Below are 18245 nucleotides of genomic sequence, written 5' to 3'. Positions count from 1 at the left end.
GCCACAGGGCAAGAACTATCAGCTAGATATTTGGACCGCATCGGAAGAGCAAATCGAAGGTATTTTGTACGACTTCATGGAATTGAACATCGAGATATCGTAGCGAGACGATTTCCGTCGAATTTGGCTAGCTATCTGGTGAATGCGATTTTTTTCGCGATATCCACCCAAATAATTTCAAATGTTTAGGCGCAGAAGCGCGGCGGATGACGAGCGCCGTCCCTGTGGCGTGTGCGGCGGCCTTGGCGGCCCGAATCAAGCTCCCCAACCCAAGGGGGTGTCGAGCCGGGTTTCTCAAACGTATTGATCCATATCAACATGCGCCCCTCTGCCGCACGTTGAGTCCGGAAACTACTCAGTAGGACCAGACGGAGGAATTGCCCATGACAGTCGGAAGTAATTTGTTGCGTAGCTTGCTGGCGGGTGTCGCGGTGGCAGCACTGATGAATGTGCCCGCATGGGCGCAACAACAGAAGCGACCGAACGTCGTCATGCTGATGACGGACGATACTGGCTGGAACGATTTCGGCGCCTACAGCGGCGGCGGCAAAGCGCTCGGCCATCCAACACCAAACATTGACCGGATCGCTAAAGAAGGAGCAACCTTTACGAACTGGTACGGTCAAGCAAGCTGCACAGCAGGCCGCGCCTCATTTATAACCGGACGCATTCCGATCCGCTCAGCCCTTTCAATTGTAGTCGCCCCGGGCGACGAAAATGCTCTGAAGAAAGAGACGCCGACAATCGCCGAGTATTTCCAGAAGAGCGGCTATTCGACTTACTTTTCTGGCAAGTGGCATCTCGGTGACAAGCCCGAGTCCTACCCAATCGAACATGGGTTCGATGAGATGAAGGCGTTTGCGGCATATTATCCTGGCGTCTACACCTATGCCGACACCTCAAAATGGTTTCATCCTTGGTTCCCTTCGTACAACCAAGACGTCGCGAAGGCATATTTCGAGATCGTGAACATGTACGAGTGGGAAGGAGCAGCAGGACAACCCGCGAAGAGAGGCGAATACATAACGTATGACCGCCTCGCCGACTTCGACGTTCGTCAAGCCGATTACGCGATCGACTACATCAAGAAGCACGCGAAGGATGCCAAACCATTCTTCATGGATGTCAATTTCATGAAGATGCACAACCCGACTAATGCAGCAGCCAAGTTCGCTGGCAAGTCCCGGCTGGGCGATTATTCGGACTCGTTGCTCGAACTCGATGACGACATCGGTCGTGTGATGGACGCGATCCGCTCGGAGGCACCCGACACGATTGTCATCGTGACGGCAGACAACGGTGCGTGGCAGGATGCCTACCCCGATGCGGGAACGACACCATTCAGAGGTGAAAAAGGCACGGCGTTTGAAGCTGGCTGGCGCGTGCCCGGCTTAATGTGGTGGCCTCAGCACATTCCCGCTGGTGCAAAGTACGACGAAATGATGTCGCACATCGACTGCTGGGCGACGCTTGGAAAAATGGTCGGTCTGACGCCACCCCCACACGGCGCATGGACCGATAACAATGGCAAGCCAATCTACTTCGATAGTATCGACAACAGCGAATATATCCTCGGTCGTGCGAACCATTCAGCGCGAAGGACGTGGGTTTACATCGACGGCGAGAGCTTTATGGGAGCGCGCGCTGATGTCGCCGGTGATCCGACAAATCCCGACCTCAGCATCGCGTGGAAATACTTATGGACGGCCAAAGACACTTGGCTTGGGCCGGAGCAGAACTTGGGCGCGATCGGCTCAGTTTACAATCTGACCATGGACCCGTTCGAGAAGTATGACATGGTGTTTAACGGCGCGATGTCGGCACGTATGCCGATGCAGTCGCCGGGCAAATACGCTGGACAGGATAACGGCTGGGTTTTAGCGCTCGTTGGCCCGGTCGTGATGGATTTCAACAAATCTATCGTGGATTTTCCAAGCATCAAGCGCAGGCCCGGCGGGGCTTCCAATGATTGGCGGCCTGATCTTCAGCATCCGGATAATCCGGTGCCATTGCTGGATATGAAACACCTGCCGAACATTAAGGGCGGCGGCGGCTAGTCGATACGGTCAATATGTCTTGAGGGCGGCGGGTCGTTGCTAGATCCGCCGCCTTTTGCAACATGGGATGCTAAGCCGTCTAGAGTCCGCTTCCATAAGCCGCCGATGATCGACCGAACCGGCAGCTTCCGCTTTAGATGCGATCTGCGTGTTCGACGCTGTGACAATCTGAGTGCTTTAAGCTGGGCGCGAACTCGGCGTGTTGCGGAAGCCGCACAAGATCATCAACCGCGCTGGCGTAAGCTGCACCGGCAGCTCTAGAAATTCGTGATGACGGCTTCACGCTTATCGAATAAGCGCGAGGTGTAGTGAGCAATCGCGTCGACTCCCAGCCGCTTCTCAGCCTGCATATCGTAGCTTTTGGTCGCAATCGATGTCCAAGCCTCCCGCCGGGTCGGCACGTTTGGATGTATGCACGTTAGCGAGCTTATGCTCCCAAATTCCTTAATGCAGATCAACGCGTTATGCCTGATTTTCTATGGCGAGTGTTGCGGCCGAGCTACAGCAACTAAGGGACGAACTGCTACCATTGGTTCCTAGGGTGGGGTCGCGCCTTTCTGTCCTTATTGGGAGGTTACTCTTATGAAGAAGCTTCTGGTTGCCACGGCCGGGATCATGGCCCTGGGTCTATCTGCTCCTGCGTCCGCGGCCGATTTGGCTGCGCGTCCGTACACCAAGGCGCCACCCCCGGTTGTCGCTCCGATCTATGACTGGACTGGTTTTTACATTGGCGCCAACGGCGGCTGGGGCCAAAGCCGCGGTTGCTTGAATTTCGACACGACTATTGGAACAGTCCCGGGCGGTTGCGCTACTCGCTCCGGCGGTCTTGTCGGTGGACAGGTCGGGTATCGCTGGCAAATGAATCAGTTCGTATTCGGATTGGAAGCCCAGGGCGATTGGGCCGACATCAAGAACACGCGCGTCACCCTGGCCGATCCGCTGCTTTCGACCACAGCGAAAACGGATGGCATCGGCCTCTTCACGGCCCAGCTCGGTTGGGCGTGGAACGCGTCACTGCTCTACGTGAAGGGTGGTGGGGCCGTGACCAGCAATCGTCTTGATCTCTTCAACAACTTCACCGGCGTTGGTCTGGACTCGGCAAGTCACACGCGCTGGGGCGGTGCCTTAGGCGTCGGCTGGGAGTATGGCTTCACGCCGAACTGGACGGTTGGTGTTGAATACGACCACCTCTGGATGGGGAATGACACCCACACCTTCCTGGGTGCAGGCTTGGTTGCGCCAGGTGGCGCCGTCCTCCTCGGCGAGCGGGTCAGCCAGGATGTGGACATGGTCACCATCCGGTTGAACTATCGCTTCGGCGGCTTTGGTGCCCCGATCGCGGCGAGATACTGAGTAGTCTCAGGCGCAAGAATAAAGACCGGCTCATTGAGCCGGTCTTTTTTTTTGAGGGAGATCGGAATGCCTAAAGCCCGCCGAGCAGTCCCCGCATCGAAACTATCTGCTGAGCTAAACGAGGCGTTTGCTTCGGCGGACGCGAGGGCCATTTGCGGGGCCATTGGGGATGCACTTGGCGGCTTCAATATTTCCGAAATCGCCAGGCAAGCTGGTTTGCATCGTCCGACTATCCATCGGGCTTTCCTGAGCAACGACAAGCTTCCAAATTTCACTACGGTCTTAGCCGTGCTTACAGCTATGGGCTTGCAGCTCCAAGTACTTCCCCGGCGACATCGCGAAAAGCCAGAAGAAGGCTGATCCGGGGAGCTGCCAGCTGAGGCGGTAGTAGGCAGCGGGGCCGCTTCGACGGACTGTCGAACCGTCCCCCGCTTGCGGTCGATGAGGGCAACTATCAACTGTTCGACCATGTAAACGAGAAGGGCAAAGCACGCGCTATCCAATGGTCGAAAAGCCGACTGCAAAAAGATCCATGCGCGCGTTCACACCTTGCTGTCGAGGGTGGCAGTACCAACCTATCTTCACTCCGCGGTTGAAGGGAAAATCTTACATCTCGAATGCTGCTGCTCACAAAGCTGCTGTGTCGTTAGTGAAGATCGACATAAAACAATTCTTCCCGTCGGTGTCGCGTGCCCAGAAGGGGACCTCGTCGGCGACCGCAACCGCTGACCGCTTTCTCGCCAAGTGGCACTGGCGCCCGGTGGAGGAGCCGTCCACAGCGTTAATGGGGAACGGGCATCCGACGAAAGGACGCCCGCCCCGACGGCCAGGTCAGTTATGCGTCGCGCTGGCGCGAGCGTGCTGGATCTCCCGCTGCTCGTCAGCCGTAAGCTGCACCGGTCCGAGCTTGAAGGTGAGCTTGTTGAGCTTGCCTTCAAGGCGGAACGGCAACTGGTAGTCCTTGTCGTCGACGGACGTGCGGCTATCGACGCCCACGTCGAACGTTTCATCGATGGTGAGGAGGAATGGGGCTGTGTGCAGCAACTTGTTGGTGGCAACGTCCTGGTCATCCACCTTGAGAACGCCGGTTCCGCCTTTGCCGAAGCCGGGACCGTCGTATTTGAAGTCGAAAACGATGATGTGCTTGCCCGGCGTGAGCGCCTGCTGACCTTCCCAGCGGAAGCGTTCAAGATCGAGGAAGTTGTAGGTGAAGACGGGCTTGCCCTTGAGCAGATACAGGCCATAGCCGCCGAAACGGCCTCCCATTGTGACGATCATCCCATCGCCGCCGTTCTGCGGAACGTCCACTTCAGCGGTGATGGCATAGGACTTGTTCAGGATGTCGGGTGCGTCGCTGTAGGGCACGCCGGATAGCTCCCCGGAGTAGGCGAAGGTGCTCCGTCCTGCCGTCGCGCTTGGCCTTGGCGTGACAACACGCTGAAGAACCGAGTTGTCGAGCGGGAGCACGTTGTACTTCGTCGCTTCCACCAGGAAAAGCTCCTGCAACTCGCGCAGCTTGTCCGGCCTCTTCGCAGCAAGATCGTTGTACTCGGAGTAATCCTCAGTTAGGTTGTAAAGCTCCCATTTGTACCCATTGACGATGTCTGTAGGCAGTTTCACCGTGCCAAGGAGCCACGGCGGCGCAGGCGGTGTCGTCGTGGCGATCCAGCCGTCGTGGTAGAGCGCGCGGTTCGCGAACATCTCGAAATACTGTGTCTTGCGCGTCGACGGCGCGTTGGCGTTCTCCTTGTCGAAGGTGTAGGCCATGCTCACACCTTCAATCGGCTTTTGCGCGATGCCGTTGACAATCAACGGAGCCGGTATCCCTGCTGCTTCGAGAATGGTCGGTACGATGTCGATAAAGTGGTGGAACTGGGTACGGATGCCGCCGGTATCCTTGATGCGAGCCGGCCAGGAGATCGCCATGCCCTGCCGGGTGCCGCCGAAGTGTGACGCCACCTGCTTGGTCCACTTGAACGGCGTATCGAACGCCCACGACCACGCCACCGACATGTGCGGATAGGTCGTGGCCGAGCCCCACGCATCGTAGTGCTTCATCTGTTCGGCGATCGGCAGATCGAGAATGCCGTTGTAGGCGGTGTACTGGTTGAACGTCCCCCGCGTCGTGCCTTCCGCGCTCGTGCCGTTGTCGCCGCTGATGTAGATGATCAGCGTGTTGTCGAGCTTGCCCATATCCTCGACCGCCTGGATGACGCGGCCGATTTCATGGTCCGTGTAGGCCGTGTAACCGGCAAACACCTCCGCCTGGCGCGCGAACAGCTTCTTCTCTTCGGCTGAGAGCGTGTCCCATTTTGGCAGTTCGTCCGGCCAGGGCGTGAGCTGTGCATTTGCCGGAATGACCCCGAGCCGCTTCTGGTTGGCAAAAATCTGCTCGCGCATGGCGTTCCAGCCCATGTCGAACTTGCCCCTGAACTTGTCGCTCCACTCCTTCTTCGGCTGATGAGGCGAGTGGCTGCCGCCGGGGACGTAGTAGACGAGGAATGGCTTGTCGGGGGCACTCGCGTCGAGCTTCCGCATATGGCTGATCGCCTCATCCGCCATATCGGTGATGAGGTTGTAGTCAGGTTTTCCGGTGAAGGGGAAAATCTGCGTCGTGTTCTGGTACAGCCAAGGATTCCACTGGTCGGTCTCGCCGCCCATGAAGCCGTAGAAGTAATCGAATCCCATACCGCTCGGCCATTGTTCGAACGGGCCGGCGGCGCTGATCTGGTAGCTCGGCGTATTGTGGTTCTTGCCGAACCAGGATGTTGCGTAACCGTTCTGCTTGAGAATGTTGCCGATGGTGGCGTTGTCCGGCCCGATGACGGAATTGTAGCCGGGATAACCGGTGGACTGCTCGGAAATGATACCGAATCCGACCGAGTGGTGATTGCGCCCTGTGATCAACGCCGCCCGCGACGGTGAGCACAGCGAGGTCGAGTGAATCTGCGTATAGCGCAGGCCCGCGTTGGCGATTCGATCCATAGCCGGCGTCGGAATCACGCCACCGAACGTGCCCGAAACGCCGTAGCCCTGATCGTCGGTCATGATCAGCAGCACGTTCGGCGCGCCCTTCGGCGGGACCACCTGCGGCTGCCAATACGGCTTCGACTGGTCGGCTTGCAGGTTGATCTCGCCGCCGAACTTCGGCGGCGGTGGCGGAAGATATTTTCCGTCGATCGTCGTTGTCGCTCCGGGCGACCCCGGCGTGCCGGTAATTTGTTGCGCCAAAGTCGGTACGGTTGTGAGTATCGTTAGCGTGGCGGCAGAGAGCAACAGCGCGGAAGTCTTCACGATCTGTCTCCTCCTGTGCAGCAACTGTATGGCTTGTGTCAGCGAGGTCCTCGAACGCAGGTGCTTGGGCCGTGAGCACGTTCGCGGGCCTGCATTCGAGACAGATCGACCTGGGCAAGGATTGATATAGATCAAGGCATTCCGCTTCGCGCGAAATTCATAAGCGATGACAATGCTCTGAGGGGAGGGCGCGTCCGCCGTCGCAGACGTTCAATGAAACTGCTGTTGCCACGCAGTACGGAGTTCTGCGAATTCGACCGGATGCCTCCCGCTCATTCGACCCGAATAGAAAGGGGCCGCACGATGCGGCCCCTGCCGGTTGCAATCATTGTTCGGAATAAAAATGCCAGCCCCGGCACCCGCCATGCTAGCCGCCTGTGTTTTCGACGCAACGTAAATCGTTGTTTCAACTGAGGAACCGGGCGACTGTTGCAGAATGGATGGCAGCGCATCTGACAGGGACAACATGTGCGACCTTCGGCGAGGCCGAGTGCTGTCAACGCTGGCGGGCCTTTCCGGTTATGAGAGGCAAGCGACGATAGCGAGAATGACATCGGCGCCAAGGTCACCCGAATAGATCGACCACCCAATCCCGACACCGAGCGCAAGAGCAACCACTTTGAGAGCGATCATCGCAATTCCCCTCGTTGATCGGGACACGCTGAGCCCTGATTGTTTCCAGGCTGTTTCGAGGGAGCGATAAATGGCTTCGTTCACCGAGCCGTTATTCTTGGGGCCCTAAGGCATTTCTTGGGGCCATAAAGCGAAGGCCGCAGCGATTACCCGCTGCGGCCCGCATCGTCTCAAAATGCCGGGTGAAAAGATCCAAGTGAAATATCCGACCAGCCCCGGTACGATAAAGTCTACCGGGATAATTTGGTAAATTTCAAACTGATTCCGCCACGCCGCGGGAGAATCGTTAAATTGCTTAACGTTTGTTGGAGTGATGAGGGAGAGCCCCGCCTGGGGCTGGCTACCTGGCGGGCCCTCGACCCCAAGCACAGGCCGCATACGTCCCCACGGCCCGTCCCAAGGGAACCTTGGGCCCAATCGCTCATTAAATTCCATGGCAATTCCGGAACTTTGGGGTTGCCTCGGACGGGTTAGGATACAACCTATTTTAGAATTTTGATTTGGAGCCCCCCATTGACCGCGAGTCTCAAAACACTCGTATCTGCTTATGTTCGTTCAAATAACCGGCAAGCTCTCGAGAACATGCGAGAGCTCCGGCGCCAGTTGCTCGAACCGCTCCAGTCCACATCCGGCAACAACGCGGCTCAGTCTCGCGATTCGATACTTGAGGACCTTCGCGTGATCGAGGAGGGACTGGAGCAGCTTCGTCTATCAGGGCGCGGCTGAGGCAGCGACAGGCAGTCTTCTCGCTTCCTCGAAGTCCCGGTGTGCTGAACTGGTCCCATCGTCTTTACGAGCTTGCGCTTGCTACGTCGTTACCCCTCTCGACGGCCAGGCCGCCCACGACGAATGACAGGAAAGATTGGCATCGGGTGGACCGTGAAAGACGACGTCTCTCACGCCTGGATGAAGTTCGAGTCGTACAACGTTGCGACGTAGTTGCTCAGATGGATCTCGACATCGTTTGCATCGATCACGCCGTCGCCGTTGAGGCGGGGGCGCTAGTCGTTGATTCGACGGGCGCCGGCTACTGTGCATGGGGTTGTTTTCGAGATTTTGGCGTGTCCGGTTGGGGGGAACCTTTTCCGCACCGCCGCGTTATCTCGCCATGACAGAAGATCTTTCCTTCCGACGCAAACCCTTGACCCCCGAACAGCGCCAAGCTCGCGATGCTGCTCGCCGGATCGAGGCTGAAAAGGCCATGCGCGACCATGAGGCCGCGCAGAAGGCGTTTTATGAAAATCGGGAGCGGCTGAGGTCCGAGCGGCTGGCCCGCGAGGCGGCCGCAGCCAAAGCCTGACGGCCAACAGGCCCCATCATTCCAGTACGCCTAACCCCTAAATCCTTTCGCCGCGCGCCCCCGGTTCAGTACCGCGGGCGCGCGGTCGTCGTTGTACGCTTGCCATGCGCTGGTGCGGGCCTGACGGCTGCTGCCGTCAAGATGCGGCCAGCGGCTTGACGTCGTCCGCCTTCGGTCGGATGATTCAAATCATCCTCAATTGACGAGAACGACGGAGACATCTGCTCCCAATCCCGATCCCGTCGGCGCAACGCAAATGGAGCTGACCATGACCACGTTCGACAAGCGCGAGGAGGGCTTTGAGGCCAAATTCGCCCATGACGAGGAGCTCATGTTCAAGGCCGCGGCCCGGTCCAACAAGCTGCTCGGGCTCTGGGCCGCAGGCCAGCTCGGACTCAGCGGCGATGCCGCAGCCGCTTACGCGACGGCGCTGGTCACGGACAATCTGGCCAACCAGACGATGGACGAGACCTTGAGCAAGGTGTCGAGCGATCTCGCAGCCAAGGGGATTTCGCGCGAGCAGGTCGCGCAGAAGCTGCAGGAATGCCTGCACCAGGCGCTGGCGCAGCTCGCAGCCGCATCACGCCAGGCCGGCGGGTGATTTTCACTCGGCGTGCCTGCGCGCGGTCGCGTCGCTGAACTTGTCGACGAAGACGATCCCGATCGCCAGACCACGAAGGTGATGTGGATCAGCACCTGCCACATCACGCCGTTCTCGGTGAAGGTGGCGCGGCTCGAACCGAGATTGCCGGCCTCGATGAAGGTACGCAGCAGCGCGATCGAGGAGATGCCGATGATCGCCATCGCGAGCTTGATCTTGAGCACGCTGGCGTTGACGTGGCCGAGCCATTCCGGCTCGTCGGGATGGCCCTGGAGGTCGAGCCGCGACACGAAGGTCTCGTAGCCGCCGACGATCACCATCACCAGCAGGTTGGAGATCATCACGACGTCGATCAGCGCCAGCACGCTCATCATGATCTCCTGCTCGGTGAAGTCGAGCGCATGCGATGCGAGGTGCCAGAGCTCCTTCAGGAACAGCACGATGTAGACGCATTGCGCCACGATCAGCCCGAGATAGAGCGGAAGCTGCAGCCAGCGCGACCCGAAGATGATCATCGGCAACAGGCCGAGCCGCGGCGAGGGCGGGCGGGGTCGGATGGTGGTTTCCGGCTCAACTGACATGCAGATCGCATCCACGCATCGAGATTGTCTCGCTATCCTGTAACCCGGCCCGATGGCTGGCGGAAGACGTGGCCGTGCTATCGTGCGGCCTGGATCGGGAGGCCGGCAGATGTCTCGCAACTTTGGCTGGGGGCTTGTGATCGCGGCGGCAATGATGCTGGACGCGGGCACGGCGGAGCTGTCGGCGACGCCGCTGACGCCGTTCCGCTACGAGGCGCAGGCCCAGCGCCATTGCCCCGGCGACCAGGTGGTATGGCTGGATTTCAGGAAGGGCGTCTACTACCGCAAGGGCCAGAGGCTTTATGGCCAGGGGTTCGATGGCAGCTTCGTCTGTCTGACTGAAGCGCGCGACAGCCTCTATCGCAGGTCGCCGTTGGGGTTGCGCTGAGCGGCGCGGGCGTGAGCTAGTTCTGGTTCGGCAGCTTCACCGGGACATGCGGGGAGGTGCTGATGACCCGGGGGCTGCCGTCCGGATTAGTCCGGCCGCCGCGGATCAACGATTCCAGGAACAGGAAGAATTTCTCGGCGAGCATGTGCGTCACCTTCGTTGGCGTAGCCTCTTGAAATTAGGTCGAGGCGCCGAACGCGAAAATTCAATCAACTAAGCGGGAGCGGGGTTATCCCCGCATGCTGCGCCTCAGTGGCGCTACGCTCTGAACATACGAAAGCGCGGAGTGATGATTAGCCGAAGGCCAGGGCGACGAGGCTCGAGCAGAGCAGGACCAGACCGCCTGCGGTCAGTGCCAGAAAGCCGTCCGATACGAGGTCATGTTTGCGCATGGGACACCTGCTGCTCTCGTCTTCGATGCTCGATCGGATTGTTTAAAATTGTCCGAACGGGCCGTCATGAAGAGGTGATGCAATGTCGCCCGCGCGAGTGCCGTCAGGCCCTCGTGCGGTAGCCTTCAAACGCATGGGCCAGGAAAATTCCCGCGCTTACCAGACCCATCAGTGCCGAAACCGTCTCGATCATCGTTAAATTCCAATCCCGCCCCTGCAGGCGAGAAAACGCGGGCGGCCTTGCACAGTCAAAAGAATTCCGGTGAAGCCGGCGACAATGGGGGTGGAGTGAGCTTTTGGCGCAACAGCTTGTGCAGGACTGACACAGAGGAGGCGCTGCTGGAGCCCTGGCGCTCCGTAGATCAACGGAGAATGCCGAACGTCCTGTTTACCATCCCAGCGCGAACGTTGCGGGCTCCCCATTTCCGCCGTGTTCGGGTTGCGTTATCGTTACCGTCTCTGAGACGGTGGTGGGCCGCCTCGGAGCTTGAGGTCCGGAAGGCACTCCCCGTAGGCAAGCGGTTGGGTCCGTCTCCGGCGAAATGGTATTTGGGGCGAATGGGGATCGGACGGTCAGATTCGGTGGTGCGGGCCGCGCGGTGCGTTGCGGTGGCCGCCTCCTGCCTAGCGCTCGCCAATTGCGCCTCGTCCAACAAGTTCGCCAGCCGCGTCGATCCCAAATACGGCGTGTCCTCGAGCCCGCGAGTCGTGGCTTGGGGCGATCCCGTGCCCAAGGGCGGTGGCACCTATCGCGTCGGCAAGCCCTATGTCGTGGCGGGCCGGACCTACGTGCCGGAGGAAGACGTCAACTACCGCGCCGAGGGTATGGCGTCCTGGTACGGCGACGATTTCCATGGCCGCCAGACTGCCAATGGCGAAGTTTTCGACATGGGCTCGCTGACGGCGGCGCATCCGACGCTGCCGATGCCGTCCTATGCGCGGGTCACCAACCTGTCGAACGGCAGGTCGCTGATCGTTCGCGTCAATGACCGCGGACCCTATCACGGCAACCGCCTCATCGATGTCTCGAACAAGGCCGCCGAACTGCTTGAATTCAAAGGCAATGGCGTTGCCAGGGTTCGCGTCGAATATGTCGGCCGGGCACCGCTCGAAGGCTCCGACGACCGCCAGCTGATCGCGACGTTGCGCACCGGCGTTCCGGCGCCGTCGCCCTCGATGGTCCGGGTCGCCTCGGCCCGGCCGTTCTTGCCGGAGCTGTCATCGAGCCGCGGCGCTATCCGTGGCGATGTCCCGATGCCGGAGGGGCGGCCGTACAGCCTTGGCAACACGTCGGCTGACGTCGCCTCGCTCAACGCGACCTCGGAGATGTCGGCCTCGAGCCGCAGCCGGAGCCGAGCGCTCCAGAATGCCCGCCAAGTGTCCTATGACGAGGACGGCCGCTATGCCGGCGAGAGCGGTCCGGCCGCCGCCGATGGTGGCGCAGCCGAAGCCCGCAGCATCCTGACCGGCCGCGGCCTGTACTAACTGCCGCGCATTAAACTAGCCCGAAGCCACCTCACGCAGGAATTTGATCAGCGCGGCGTTGACCTCGTCCGGCCGCTCCTGCTGCACCCAGTGGCCGGCGCCATCGATGATGAGTTTTCGCGTCAGATTGGGCAGCACGCGCTCCAGCTCGTTGACGCGCTTGGCCCCGATCAGACCGGTGATGACGGCATCCTGCGCACCGGCAATGAAGAGGGAGGGCTGGTGGATCTGCGCGTCCTGCCAGGGCGCGGTCAGCTCCCAATTGCGATCGAGGTTGCGATACCAGTTCAGCCCGCCACGGAATCCCGACTTGCGGAAGGCCTCGGTGAAATGGGCGAGATCGTCCTCGCTCAGCCACGCCGGCAGCGGCTCCTCGGCGTTGCCATGGCCGAGAAAGCCCTTGCCCTCCTGCACGAACATCGCAGCGCTCGGATCGGCAAGTCCGCGGCCACCCAGCACGATGCGCATGGTGCGGGCGACGTCATGCTCGAACTCGGTCTCCGCGACGCCGGGCGCCTGAAAGTACTGCCAGTAGAAATTGGAAATGCCGCCCTGGCGTAACAGCTCGAGCGGCTTGCCGCGTCCGCGGAATGGCGGCGGCACGCTTAGGCCCGCGACGGCCGTAAAGATATCGGGGCGGAACAGCGCCGCATGCCAGGCGACCGGCGCGCCCCAGTCGTGGCCGACCACCATCGCCTTGGTTGCGCCGAGCGCCTTGACCAGGCCGACGACGTCGCCGACGAGATCGAAGATCGAATAGGCGATGACGTCAGGCGGCGCCGCACTCTGGCCGTAGCCGCGCATGTCGGGGGCCACGACGTGAAAGCCGGCAGCCGCAAGCGCAAGGATCTGGTGCCGCCAGGAATAGGATAGTTCCGGCCAACCATGGCACAGCACCACCAGCGGCCCCTGGCCGGCCTCGCGGATGAAGAGGTCGATCCCGTTGGCCTTGATCACGCGGGTAGTGGACATCGCTTTTCCGCCTTGTTTCAGGGGTTTGGTCGAGAAACATGAGGTGCCACGATAGGGACGCGATGAGAATCGTGCAATCTCGGGCGCAGCACCGATCCTCGTGTTGTTCGCACCGGTTCCAACTGTTAGAACGCCGCTCTCAGGGCTCCGCCATGGCATTTCGTCTCATCTCGCTCCGTCATACCGGATTCACGGCCGGAGCACTGGCGCGCGGGCTGGTCGCGGTGGCGCTCGCGGTGAGCCTCAGCTGGGGCGGGGTGCTCTACGCTGCCAACCAGAGCGTCCAGGGCGCCAAGAAGACCGAGGATGTCGGCTTCGACGGCGACGCCCCCACCGCGATCCTGATCGAGGCCTCCAGCGGCAGCGTGCTGTTTGAGAAGAACGCCGACGAGCTCCGCGCGCCCTCCAGCATGATGAAGCTCGTAACAGCGGAAGTCGTGTTCAACGCAATCAAGAAGGGCGACGTCAAGCTGACCGACGAATACCGGATCAGCGAGAACGCCTGGCGCAAGGGCGGCGCGCCCTCCGGTGGCTCGACCATGTTTGCGGCCATCAACAGCAAGGTCTCGGTCGACGACCTCCTGCATGGCGCAATCATCCAGAGCGGCAACGACGCGTGCATCGCGCTCGCCGAAGGGATCGCCGGTAACGAGCGGATCTTTGCATCCGATTTCATGACCAAGCGCGCCCGCGAGCTCGGCATGACCAAATCGACCTTCGCCAACTCCAACGGCTTGCCCGACCCCGGCAACAAGATGACGGTGCGCGAGCTCGGCATGCTCGCCCGGCACATCATTCTGGACTTTCCCGAATTTTACAAACTGTTCGGCGAGAAGGAGTTCACCTGGAACAAGATCCGCCAGCCCAACCGCAATCCGCTGCTCAACTCGATGGAAGGCGCTGACGGCCTGAAGACCGGCTACACCAAGGAAGGCGGCTACGGCATGGTCGGCTCGGCCATGCAGAACGGCACGCGATTGATCGTCGTCGTCAACGGGCTCGAGGACATCGAGGACCGCGCCACCGAAGCCAAGAAGATGCTGGAATGGGGCTTTCGCAATTTCGAGACCCGTACCCTGATCGCGGCCGACCAACAGATTGGCTATGCCAAGGTGTTTGGCGGCGAGAGTCGCTCGGTGAAGCTCGTTGCGAAAGAGCCGGTGAAGGTGATGGTGCACAAAAGCGGCGGCGACAAGCTGATCGCGCGTGTGGTCTATAACGGCCCGGTGCGCGCACCAGTCCAGGCCGGCCAGCGGGTCGGCGTGGTCAGGGTCTGGCGCAGCGGCAGCATCGCGGTGGAAACGCCGGTCTATGCGGCGGAAGCGATCGGCACCGGCTCGACCGTGCGGCGCGCGATCGACGGCGCCAGCGAGCTTGTGATCGGCATGTTCCGCGCAGGCGCCGAGAAGCTCTGATCATGAGCGAGAGCACGGGACAGAGGCGGTCCGGCCGCGGACGTTTCATCACCTTCGAAGGCGGTGAGGGGACGGGCAAGTCGACCCAGATCAAGAAACTGGCCGACCGCCTCGGTGCGGCCAGGCTTCGAACCCTGGTCACGCGCGAGCCCGGCGGCTCGCCGGGCGCCGAGATCATGCGCCACCTGGTGTTGTCAGGGATGGGCAAGCTGCTCGGTCCCGAGGCCGAGACGCTGCTGTTTGCGGCCGCGCGCGACGACCATGTCCGCACAGTGATCGAGCCTGCGCTCAAGCAGGGCGTTTGGGTCCTCTGCGACCGCTTCGCCGACTCGACACGAGCCTATCAGGGCAGCCTCGGCAGCGTGCCCGCCGGGCTGATCAACGCCATGCAGCGGGTCACGATCGGCGATCTCAAGCCGGACCTCACCATCATCCTCGATTTGCCGGTCGAGATCGGCTTGGCGCGCGCGGCGGCTCGGCGCGGCAGCGGCACGCCTGACAGGTTCGAGGGCGAGAAGCTCGCCTTCCATCAGGGCCTGCGCGAGGCCTATCACAAGATCGCCGCGGACGAGCCTGCACGCTGCGTGCTGATCGACGCCAATTCCGATCCTGATACGGTTGCCGGACGCGTCTGGACCGCGTTGCGCGACCGTCTCCTGCCGACGCCTGCCTCGGTGATCTCCGCATGAGCCCGCGTCAGGTCGAGCGTGAATCCGCCATTCCGCATCCGCGTGAGACGAGCCTTCTGTTCGGCCATGGCGAGGCCGAGACCGCGCTGCTCACCGCCTACCGCAGCGGGCGCATCCCGCATGCCTGGCTGATCGGCGGACCGCAGGGGATCGGCAAGGCGACGCTCGCCTATCGCATGGCGCGCTTCGTGCTCGCCCATGGCCAGCCGCTGTCGTCCGCCGTGCAGGGCGCCGAGGACCTTGCGGTCGATGCGGATGACGCCGTGGCGCGGCAGGTGGCAGCGAGCTCGCATGGCGGCCTGCTGACGCTGGAGCGCACCGCCAATGACCGTGGTGTGATGCGGACGGTCATCACCGTCGACGAGACCCGCGAGACCATCTCATTCTTCGGTTCGACGGCTGCCGCGGAGGGCTGGCGCGTCTGCATCGTCGACACCGTTGACGAGCTCAATCCCAATGCGGCGAACGCGCTGCTGAAGATCCTCGAGGAACCGCCGCAGCAATCGCTGTTCCTGCTGGTCAGCCACGCGCCCGCGCGCGTGCTCGCTACGATCCAGTCGCGTTGCCGCAAGCTGCGCTTGCGGTCGCTCACGACCGACGAGGTGATTGCCGCAACCGCCACGGCCGCCGATCTCGCTCCGACCGATCTGGCGTTGCGCGAGGCGGCGGAGGCCTCCGAAGGCAGCGTTGCACGGGCACTCACCCTGCTCGGCGGCGATGCGCTCAAACTCCAGCAGCGCACGGCGGCACTGCTGGCGCGTCTGCCGCAAGTGGATCCGCGCGAATTGCACACGCTTGGCGAATCCCTCGGCACCAGCGACCGCGTCGCGCTTGCGGCCTTCATCGACGGCATCGATCGCTGGATCGCAGAACGCCTTCATTCCGACGAAGCCAATGCCAACCAGAACCTGCCGCGCCTTGCGCGCCTAGCTGAGGTATGGGAAAAGATCGTCCGCGCCGCGCGCGACACCGAAACCTACAATCTGGAGCGAAAGCCCTTGGTTTTCTCGGTGTTCGGCTGGCTGGCGGACGCAACGCGCTAGGCGCAGCTTGGTTTCCAAATTTTGAGACGCCGGTAAAGGAATTCATCGTGGCAACGCGAGCTAAGAAAATCGTCAAAGGCAAAAGCGGCAAGAAGGCTGCGAAGAAAACCGCGAAGAAGGCCGTGAAGGCGCTCGTGCGCAAAGCTGCCAAGAAGATCAAGAAGACCAAGAAGGCGGCCGCCAAAAAAAGCGTGAAGAAGAACGCTGCGAAGACGGTGAAGAAGGCCGGCAAGAAGGCTGCGAAGAAGCAGGTCGCCAAGAAGGCCTCCAAGAAGACGGCTGCCAAAAAGGCCGCCAAAGTTTCCGCTAAAAAGGCTTCGGCGAAGAAGGCGGCCAAGACGGCGAGGGTGAGCGCGCCCGCCGTGATCGCCGCGCCGGCTCCTGTCGCCACACCGCCGAAGGCGGTGAAGCCCAAAGTGGTAAAGCCCAAGGCGCCGCCTGCGCCGAAACCAGTGGCTGCACCCAAGGTGGATGCGCCCGTTGCCGCGGCCGCGCGCGACAACGTCTTCTACATCACCACCGCGATCGCCTATCCCAATGGTGTCCCGCATATCGGTCACGCCTATGAGGCGATCGCCACCGACGTGCTGGCGCGCTTTGCGCGGCTCGACGGCAAGGACGTGTTCTTCCTCACCGGCACTGACGAGCACGGTCTGAAGATGGTCCAGACCGCCCAGAACGAGGGCCTGACGCCGGCGGCGCTCGCGACCCGGAACGCTGCGCGCTTCAAGGAGATGGACGAGCGTCTAAACGTATCGTTCGACCGCTTCATCCGCACCACCGAGGAGCAGCACCATCGCTCGACCCAGGAGATCTGGCGTCGCATGGAAGCGAACGGCGACATCTATGCCGACACCTATGCCGGCTGGTACTCGGTGCGCGACGAGGCGTATTACGCCGAGGATGAAACGCGCCTGAACGACGACGGCGTGCGGCTGGGACCGCAGGGCACGCCGGTCGAGTGGGTCGAGGAGAAGAGCTATTTCTTCCGCCTCTCGGCCTATCAGGACAAGCTGCTCGAGCTCTACACGGATCGTCCTGATTTCATCGGGCCGGACTCCCGCAAGAACGAGGTGGTCAGCTTCGTCAAGGGCGGTCTGCGCGATCTCTCGATCTCGCGCACCACGTTCGACTGGGGCGTCAAGGTGCCCGGCGACGAAGAGCACGTGATGTATGTCTGGGTCGACGCGCTGACCAACTACATCACCGGCGTCGGCTTCCCCGACGAGAGTGACGAGAACTGGCGCTACTGGCCGGCGGACGTGCACATCATCGGCAAGGACATCATCCGTTTTCACGCCGTATACTGGCCCGCGTTCCTGATGTCGGCCGGCATTCCCGTGCAGAAGCGGGTCTATGCCCACGGCTTCCTGTTCAACAGGGGCGAGAAGATGTCGAAGTCGGTCGGCAACGTCGTCGACCCCTTCAATCTCGCCGACCAGTATGGCGTCGACCAGATGCGCTATTTCTTCCTGCGCGAGGTGCCCTTCGGTCAGGACGGCAATTACAACCATGAAGCCATCGTCGCGCGGATCAACGCGGATCTCGCCAACGATCTCGGCAACCTTGCACAGCGCTCGCTGTCGATGATCGCAAAACAGCTCGGCGGCCTGCTGCCGGAGCCCGGCGAATTCAGCGACAACGACAAAGCCATTTTGGCGATGGCCGACGGCATGATCGCCGCGTCGCGCGAGGCGATGGCGACACAGCAGATCCATCACTGGCTCAACGCCGTGTGGGCGGTAGTCGCGGAGGCCAACCGCTATTTTGCGGGCGAGGCGCCGTGGGCGCTGGCCAAGACCGATCCGGTGCGGCAGAAAACGGTGCTCTATGTCACCGCCGAGGTCGTACGCCAGATCGCGATACTGGCCCAGCCGGCGATGCCGACCGCATCAGGCTTGTTGCTCGACAGCCTCGGCATCCCCGCTGGCGAACGGAGTTTTGCAATGCTCGGCGGCAACAAGCGGATCGCTGCTGGTTCGAGGCTGCCAGCGCCGACGCCGGCGTTCCCGCGCTACATCGAGCCGGCGGCCTGAGGCGTT

At 61.4% G+C, this 18245-nt stretch carries 14 protein-coding genes and 1 pseudogene; 11 read left to right on the top strand and 4 right to left on the bottom strand.

Annotation, left to right across the window (positions count from 1 at the left end; all coding sequences use genetic code 11):
- The first annotated feature begins 383 nt into the window (after positions 1 to 383).
- The 3 genes from K3F49_RS21790 to K3F49_RS21780 all read left to right on the top strand — a co-directional run bounded on the left by K3F49_RS21790 (position 384) and on the right by K3F49_RS21780 (position 3770).
- Complete coding sequence (locus tag K3F49_RS21790) at positions 384 to 2057, top strand: arylsulfatase (protein WP_234682989.1); 1674 nt, start codon at positions 384 to 386, stop codon at positions 2055 to 2057.
- Positions 2058 to 2639: 582 nt separating this feature from the next.
- A complete protein-coding gene (locus K3F49_RS21785; protein ID WP_234682988.1) occupies positions 2640 to 3410 on the top strand; it encodes an outer membrane protein in 771 nt (256 codons plus the stop codon).
- A gap of 66 nt (positions 3411 to 3476) precedes the next feature.
- On the top strand, positions 3477 to 3770 hold the full coding sequence (locus K3F49_RS21780; protein ID WP_234682987.1) for a helix-turn-helix domain-containing transcriptional regulator: 294 nt from the start codon (positions 3477 to 3479) through the stop codon (positions 3768 to 3770).
- A 471-nt stretch (positions 3771 to 4241) separates the two neighbouring features.
- Here K3F49_RS21780 and K3F49_RS21775 read toward each other — a convergent pair whose 3' ends face one another.
- A complete protein-coding gene (locus tag K3F49_RS21775; protein WP_234683020.1) occupies positions 4242 to 6689 on the bottom strand; it encodes an arylsulfatase in 2448 nt (815 codons plus the stop codon).
- Positions 6690 to 8445: 1756 nt separating this feature from the next.
- On the opposite strand from K3F49_RS21775, the gene K3F49_RS21770 reads away from it, so the two are divergent.
- Both K3F49_RS21770 and K3F49_RS21765 read left to right on the top strand, forming a co-directional pair.
- A complete protein-coding gene (locus K3F49_RS21770; protein WP_234682986.1) occupies positions 8446 to 8637 on the top strand; it encodes a hypothetical protein in 192 nt (63 codons plus the stop codon).
- A gap of 268 nt (positions 8638 to 8905) precedes the next feature.
- Complete coding sequence (locus K3F49_RS21765) at positions 8906 to 9238, top strand: DUF1476 domain-containing protein (RefSeq protein ID WP_234682985.1); 333 nt, start codon at positions 8906 to 8908, stop codon at positions 9236 to 9238.
- 3 nt (positions 9239 to 9241) lie between these two features.
- Here K3F49_RS21765 and K3F49_RS21760 read toward each other — a convergent pair.
- Positions 9242 to 9819: pseudogene (locus tag K3F49_RS21760) on the bottom strand (TIGR00645 family protein).
- Between the two features lie 109 nt (positions 9820 to 9928).
- On the opposite strand from K3F49_RS21760, the gene K3F49_RS21755 reads away from it, so the two are divergent.
- Complete coding sequence (locus K3F49_RS21755; protein ID WP_234682984.1) at positions 9929 to 10207, top strand: hypothetical protein; 279 nt, start codon at positions 9929 to 9931, stop codon at positions 10205 to 10207.
- 16 nt (positions 10208 to 10223) lie between these two features.
- Here K3F49_RS21755 and K3F49_RS39230 read toward each other — a convergent pair whose 3' ends face one another.
- Complete coding sequence (locus K3F49_RS39230; RefSeq protein WP_276575407.1) at positions 10224 to 10352, bottom strand: hypothetical protein; 129 nt, start codon at positions 10350 to 10352, stop codon at positions 10224 to 10226.
- An 805-nt stretch (positions 10353 to 11157) separates the two neighbouring features.
- On the opposite strand from K3F49_RS39230, the gene K3F49_RS21750 reads away from it, so the two are divergent.
- Positions 11158 to 12084, top strand: a complete 927-nt coding sequence (locus K3F49_RS21750; protein ID WP_234682983.1) for a septal ring lytic transglycosylase RlpA family protein — start codon at positions 11158 to 11160, stop codon at positions 12082 to 12084.
- 15 nt (positions 12085 to 12099) lie between these two features.
- Here K3F49_RS21750 and K3F49_RS21745 read toward each other — a convergent pair whose 3' ends face one another.
- Positions 12100 to 13056: an alpha/beta fold hydrolase gene (locus K3F49_RS21745; protein WP_234682982.1), complete on the bottom strand. Its 957-nt coding sequence runs from the start codon at positions 13054 to 13056 to the stop codon at positions 12100 to 12102.
- A 152-nt stretch (positions 13057 to 13208) separates the two neighbouring features.
- Here K3F49_RS21745 and K3F49_RS21740 point away from each other — a divergent pair, with 152 nt between their 5' ends.
- The 4 genes from K3F49_RS21740 to metG are packed head-to-tail and all read left to right on the top strand — an operon-like array spanning position 13209 to position 18239.
- A complete protein-coding gene (locus K3F49_RS21740; protein ID WP_234682981.1) occupies positions 13209 to 14471 on the top strand; it encodes a D-alanyl-D-alanine carboxypeptidase family protein in 1263 nt (420 codons plus the stop codon).
- Positions 14472 to 14473: 2 nt separating this feature from the next.
- Positions 14474 to 15160 carry a dTMP kinase gene (tmk, locus tag K3F49_RS21735; RefSeq protein WP_234682980.1) on the top strand — a complete coding sequence of 229 codons (687 nt, stop codon included), beginning with the start codon at positions 14474 to 14476 and terminating at the stop codon, positions 15158 to 15160.
- Complete coding sequence (locus K3F49_RS21730) at positions 15157 to 16203, top strand: DNA polymerase III subunit delta' (RefSeq protein ID WP_234682979.1); 1047 nt, start codon at positions 15157 to 15159, stop codon at positions 16201 to 16203. The genes tmk and K3F49_RS21730 overlap by 4 nt, the downstream gene beginning before the upstream one ends.
- A gap of 47 nt (positions 16204 to 16250) precedes the next feature.
- The gene (gene metG / locus K3F49_RS21725) at positions 16251 to 18239 is read left to right on the top strand and encodes a methionine--tRNA ligase (RefSeq protein ID WP_234682978.1); all 1989 of its coding nucleotides are present in this window, start codon (positions 16251 to 16253) and stop codon (positions 18237 to 18239) included.
- Positions 18240 to 18245 lie beyond the last annotated feature (6 nt).

The sequence above is a fragment of the Bradyrhizobium monzae genome (assembly GCF_021458635.1).
Lineage (GTDB): Bacteria > Pseudomonadota > Alphaproteobacteria > Rhizobiales > Xanthobacteraceae > Bradyrhizobium.
The sequence above is the reverse complement of the archived record's forward strand: the minus strand, read 5'-3'. Positions and strand labels throughout refer to the sequence as shown.

Coding starts and splice junctions, on each gene's coding strand:
- K3F49_RS21790 (WP_234682989.1), top strand. CDS start 384: ATGACAGTCGGAAGTAATTTGTTGCGTAGCTTGCTGGCGGGTGTCGCG.
- K3F49_RS21785 (WP_234682988.1), top strand. CDS start 2,640: ATGAAGAAGCTTCTGGTTGCCACGGCCGGGATCATGGCCCTGGGTCTA.
- K3F49_RS21780 (WP_234682987.1), top strand. CDS start 3,477: ATGCCTAAAGCCCGCCGAGCAGTCCCCGCATCGAAACTATCTGCTGAG.
- K3F49_RS21770 (WP_234682986.1), top strand. CDS start 8,446: ATGACAGAAGATCTTTCCTTCCGACGCAAACCCTTGACCCCCGAACAG.
- K3F49_RS21765 (WP_234682985.1), top strand. CDS start 8,906: ATGACCACGTTCGACAAGCGCGAGGAGGGCTTTGAGGCCAAATTCGCC.
- K3F49_RS21755 (WP_234682984.1), top strand. CDS start 9,929: ATGTCTCGCAACTTTGGCTGGGGGCTTGTGATCGCGGCGGCAATGATG.
- K3F49_RS39230 (WP_276575407.1), bottom strand. CDS start 10,352: ATGCTCGCCGAGAAATTCTTCCTGTTCCTGGAATCGTTGATCCGCGGC.
- K3F49_RS21750 (WP_234682983.1), top strand. CDS start 11,158: ATGGGGATCGGACGGTCAGATTCGGTGGTGCGGGCCGCGCGGTGCGTT.
- K3F49_RS21745 (WP_234682982.1), bottom strand. CDS start 13,056: ATGTCCACTACCCGCGTGATCAAGGCCAACGGGATCGACCTCTTCATC.
- K3F49_RS21740 (WP_234682981.1), top strand. CDS start 13,209: ATGGCATTTCGTCTCATCTCGCTCCGTCATACCGGATTCACGGCCGGA.
- tmk (WP_234682980.1), top strand. CDS start 14,474: ATGAGCGAGAGCACGGGACAGAGGCGGTCCGGCCGCGGACGTTTCATC.
- K3F49_RS21730 (WP_234682979.1), top strand. CDS start 15,157: ATGAGCCCGCGTCAGGTCGAGCGTGAATCCGCCATTCCGCATCCGCGT.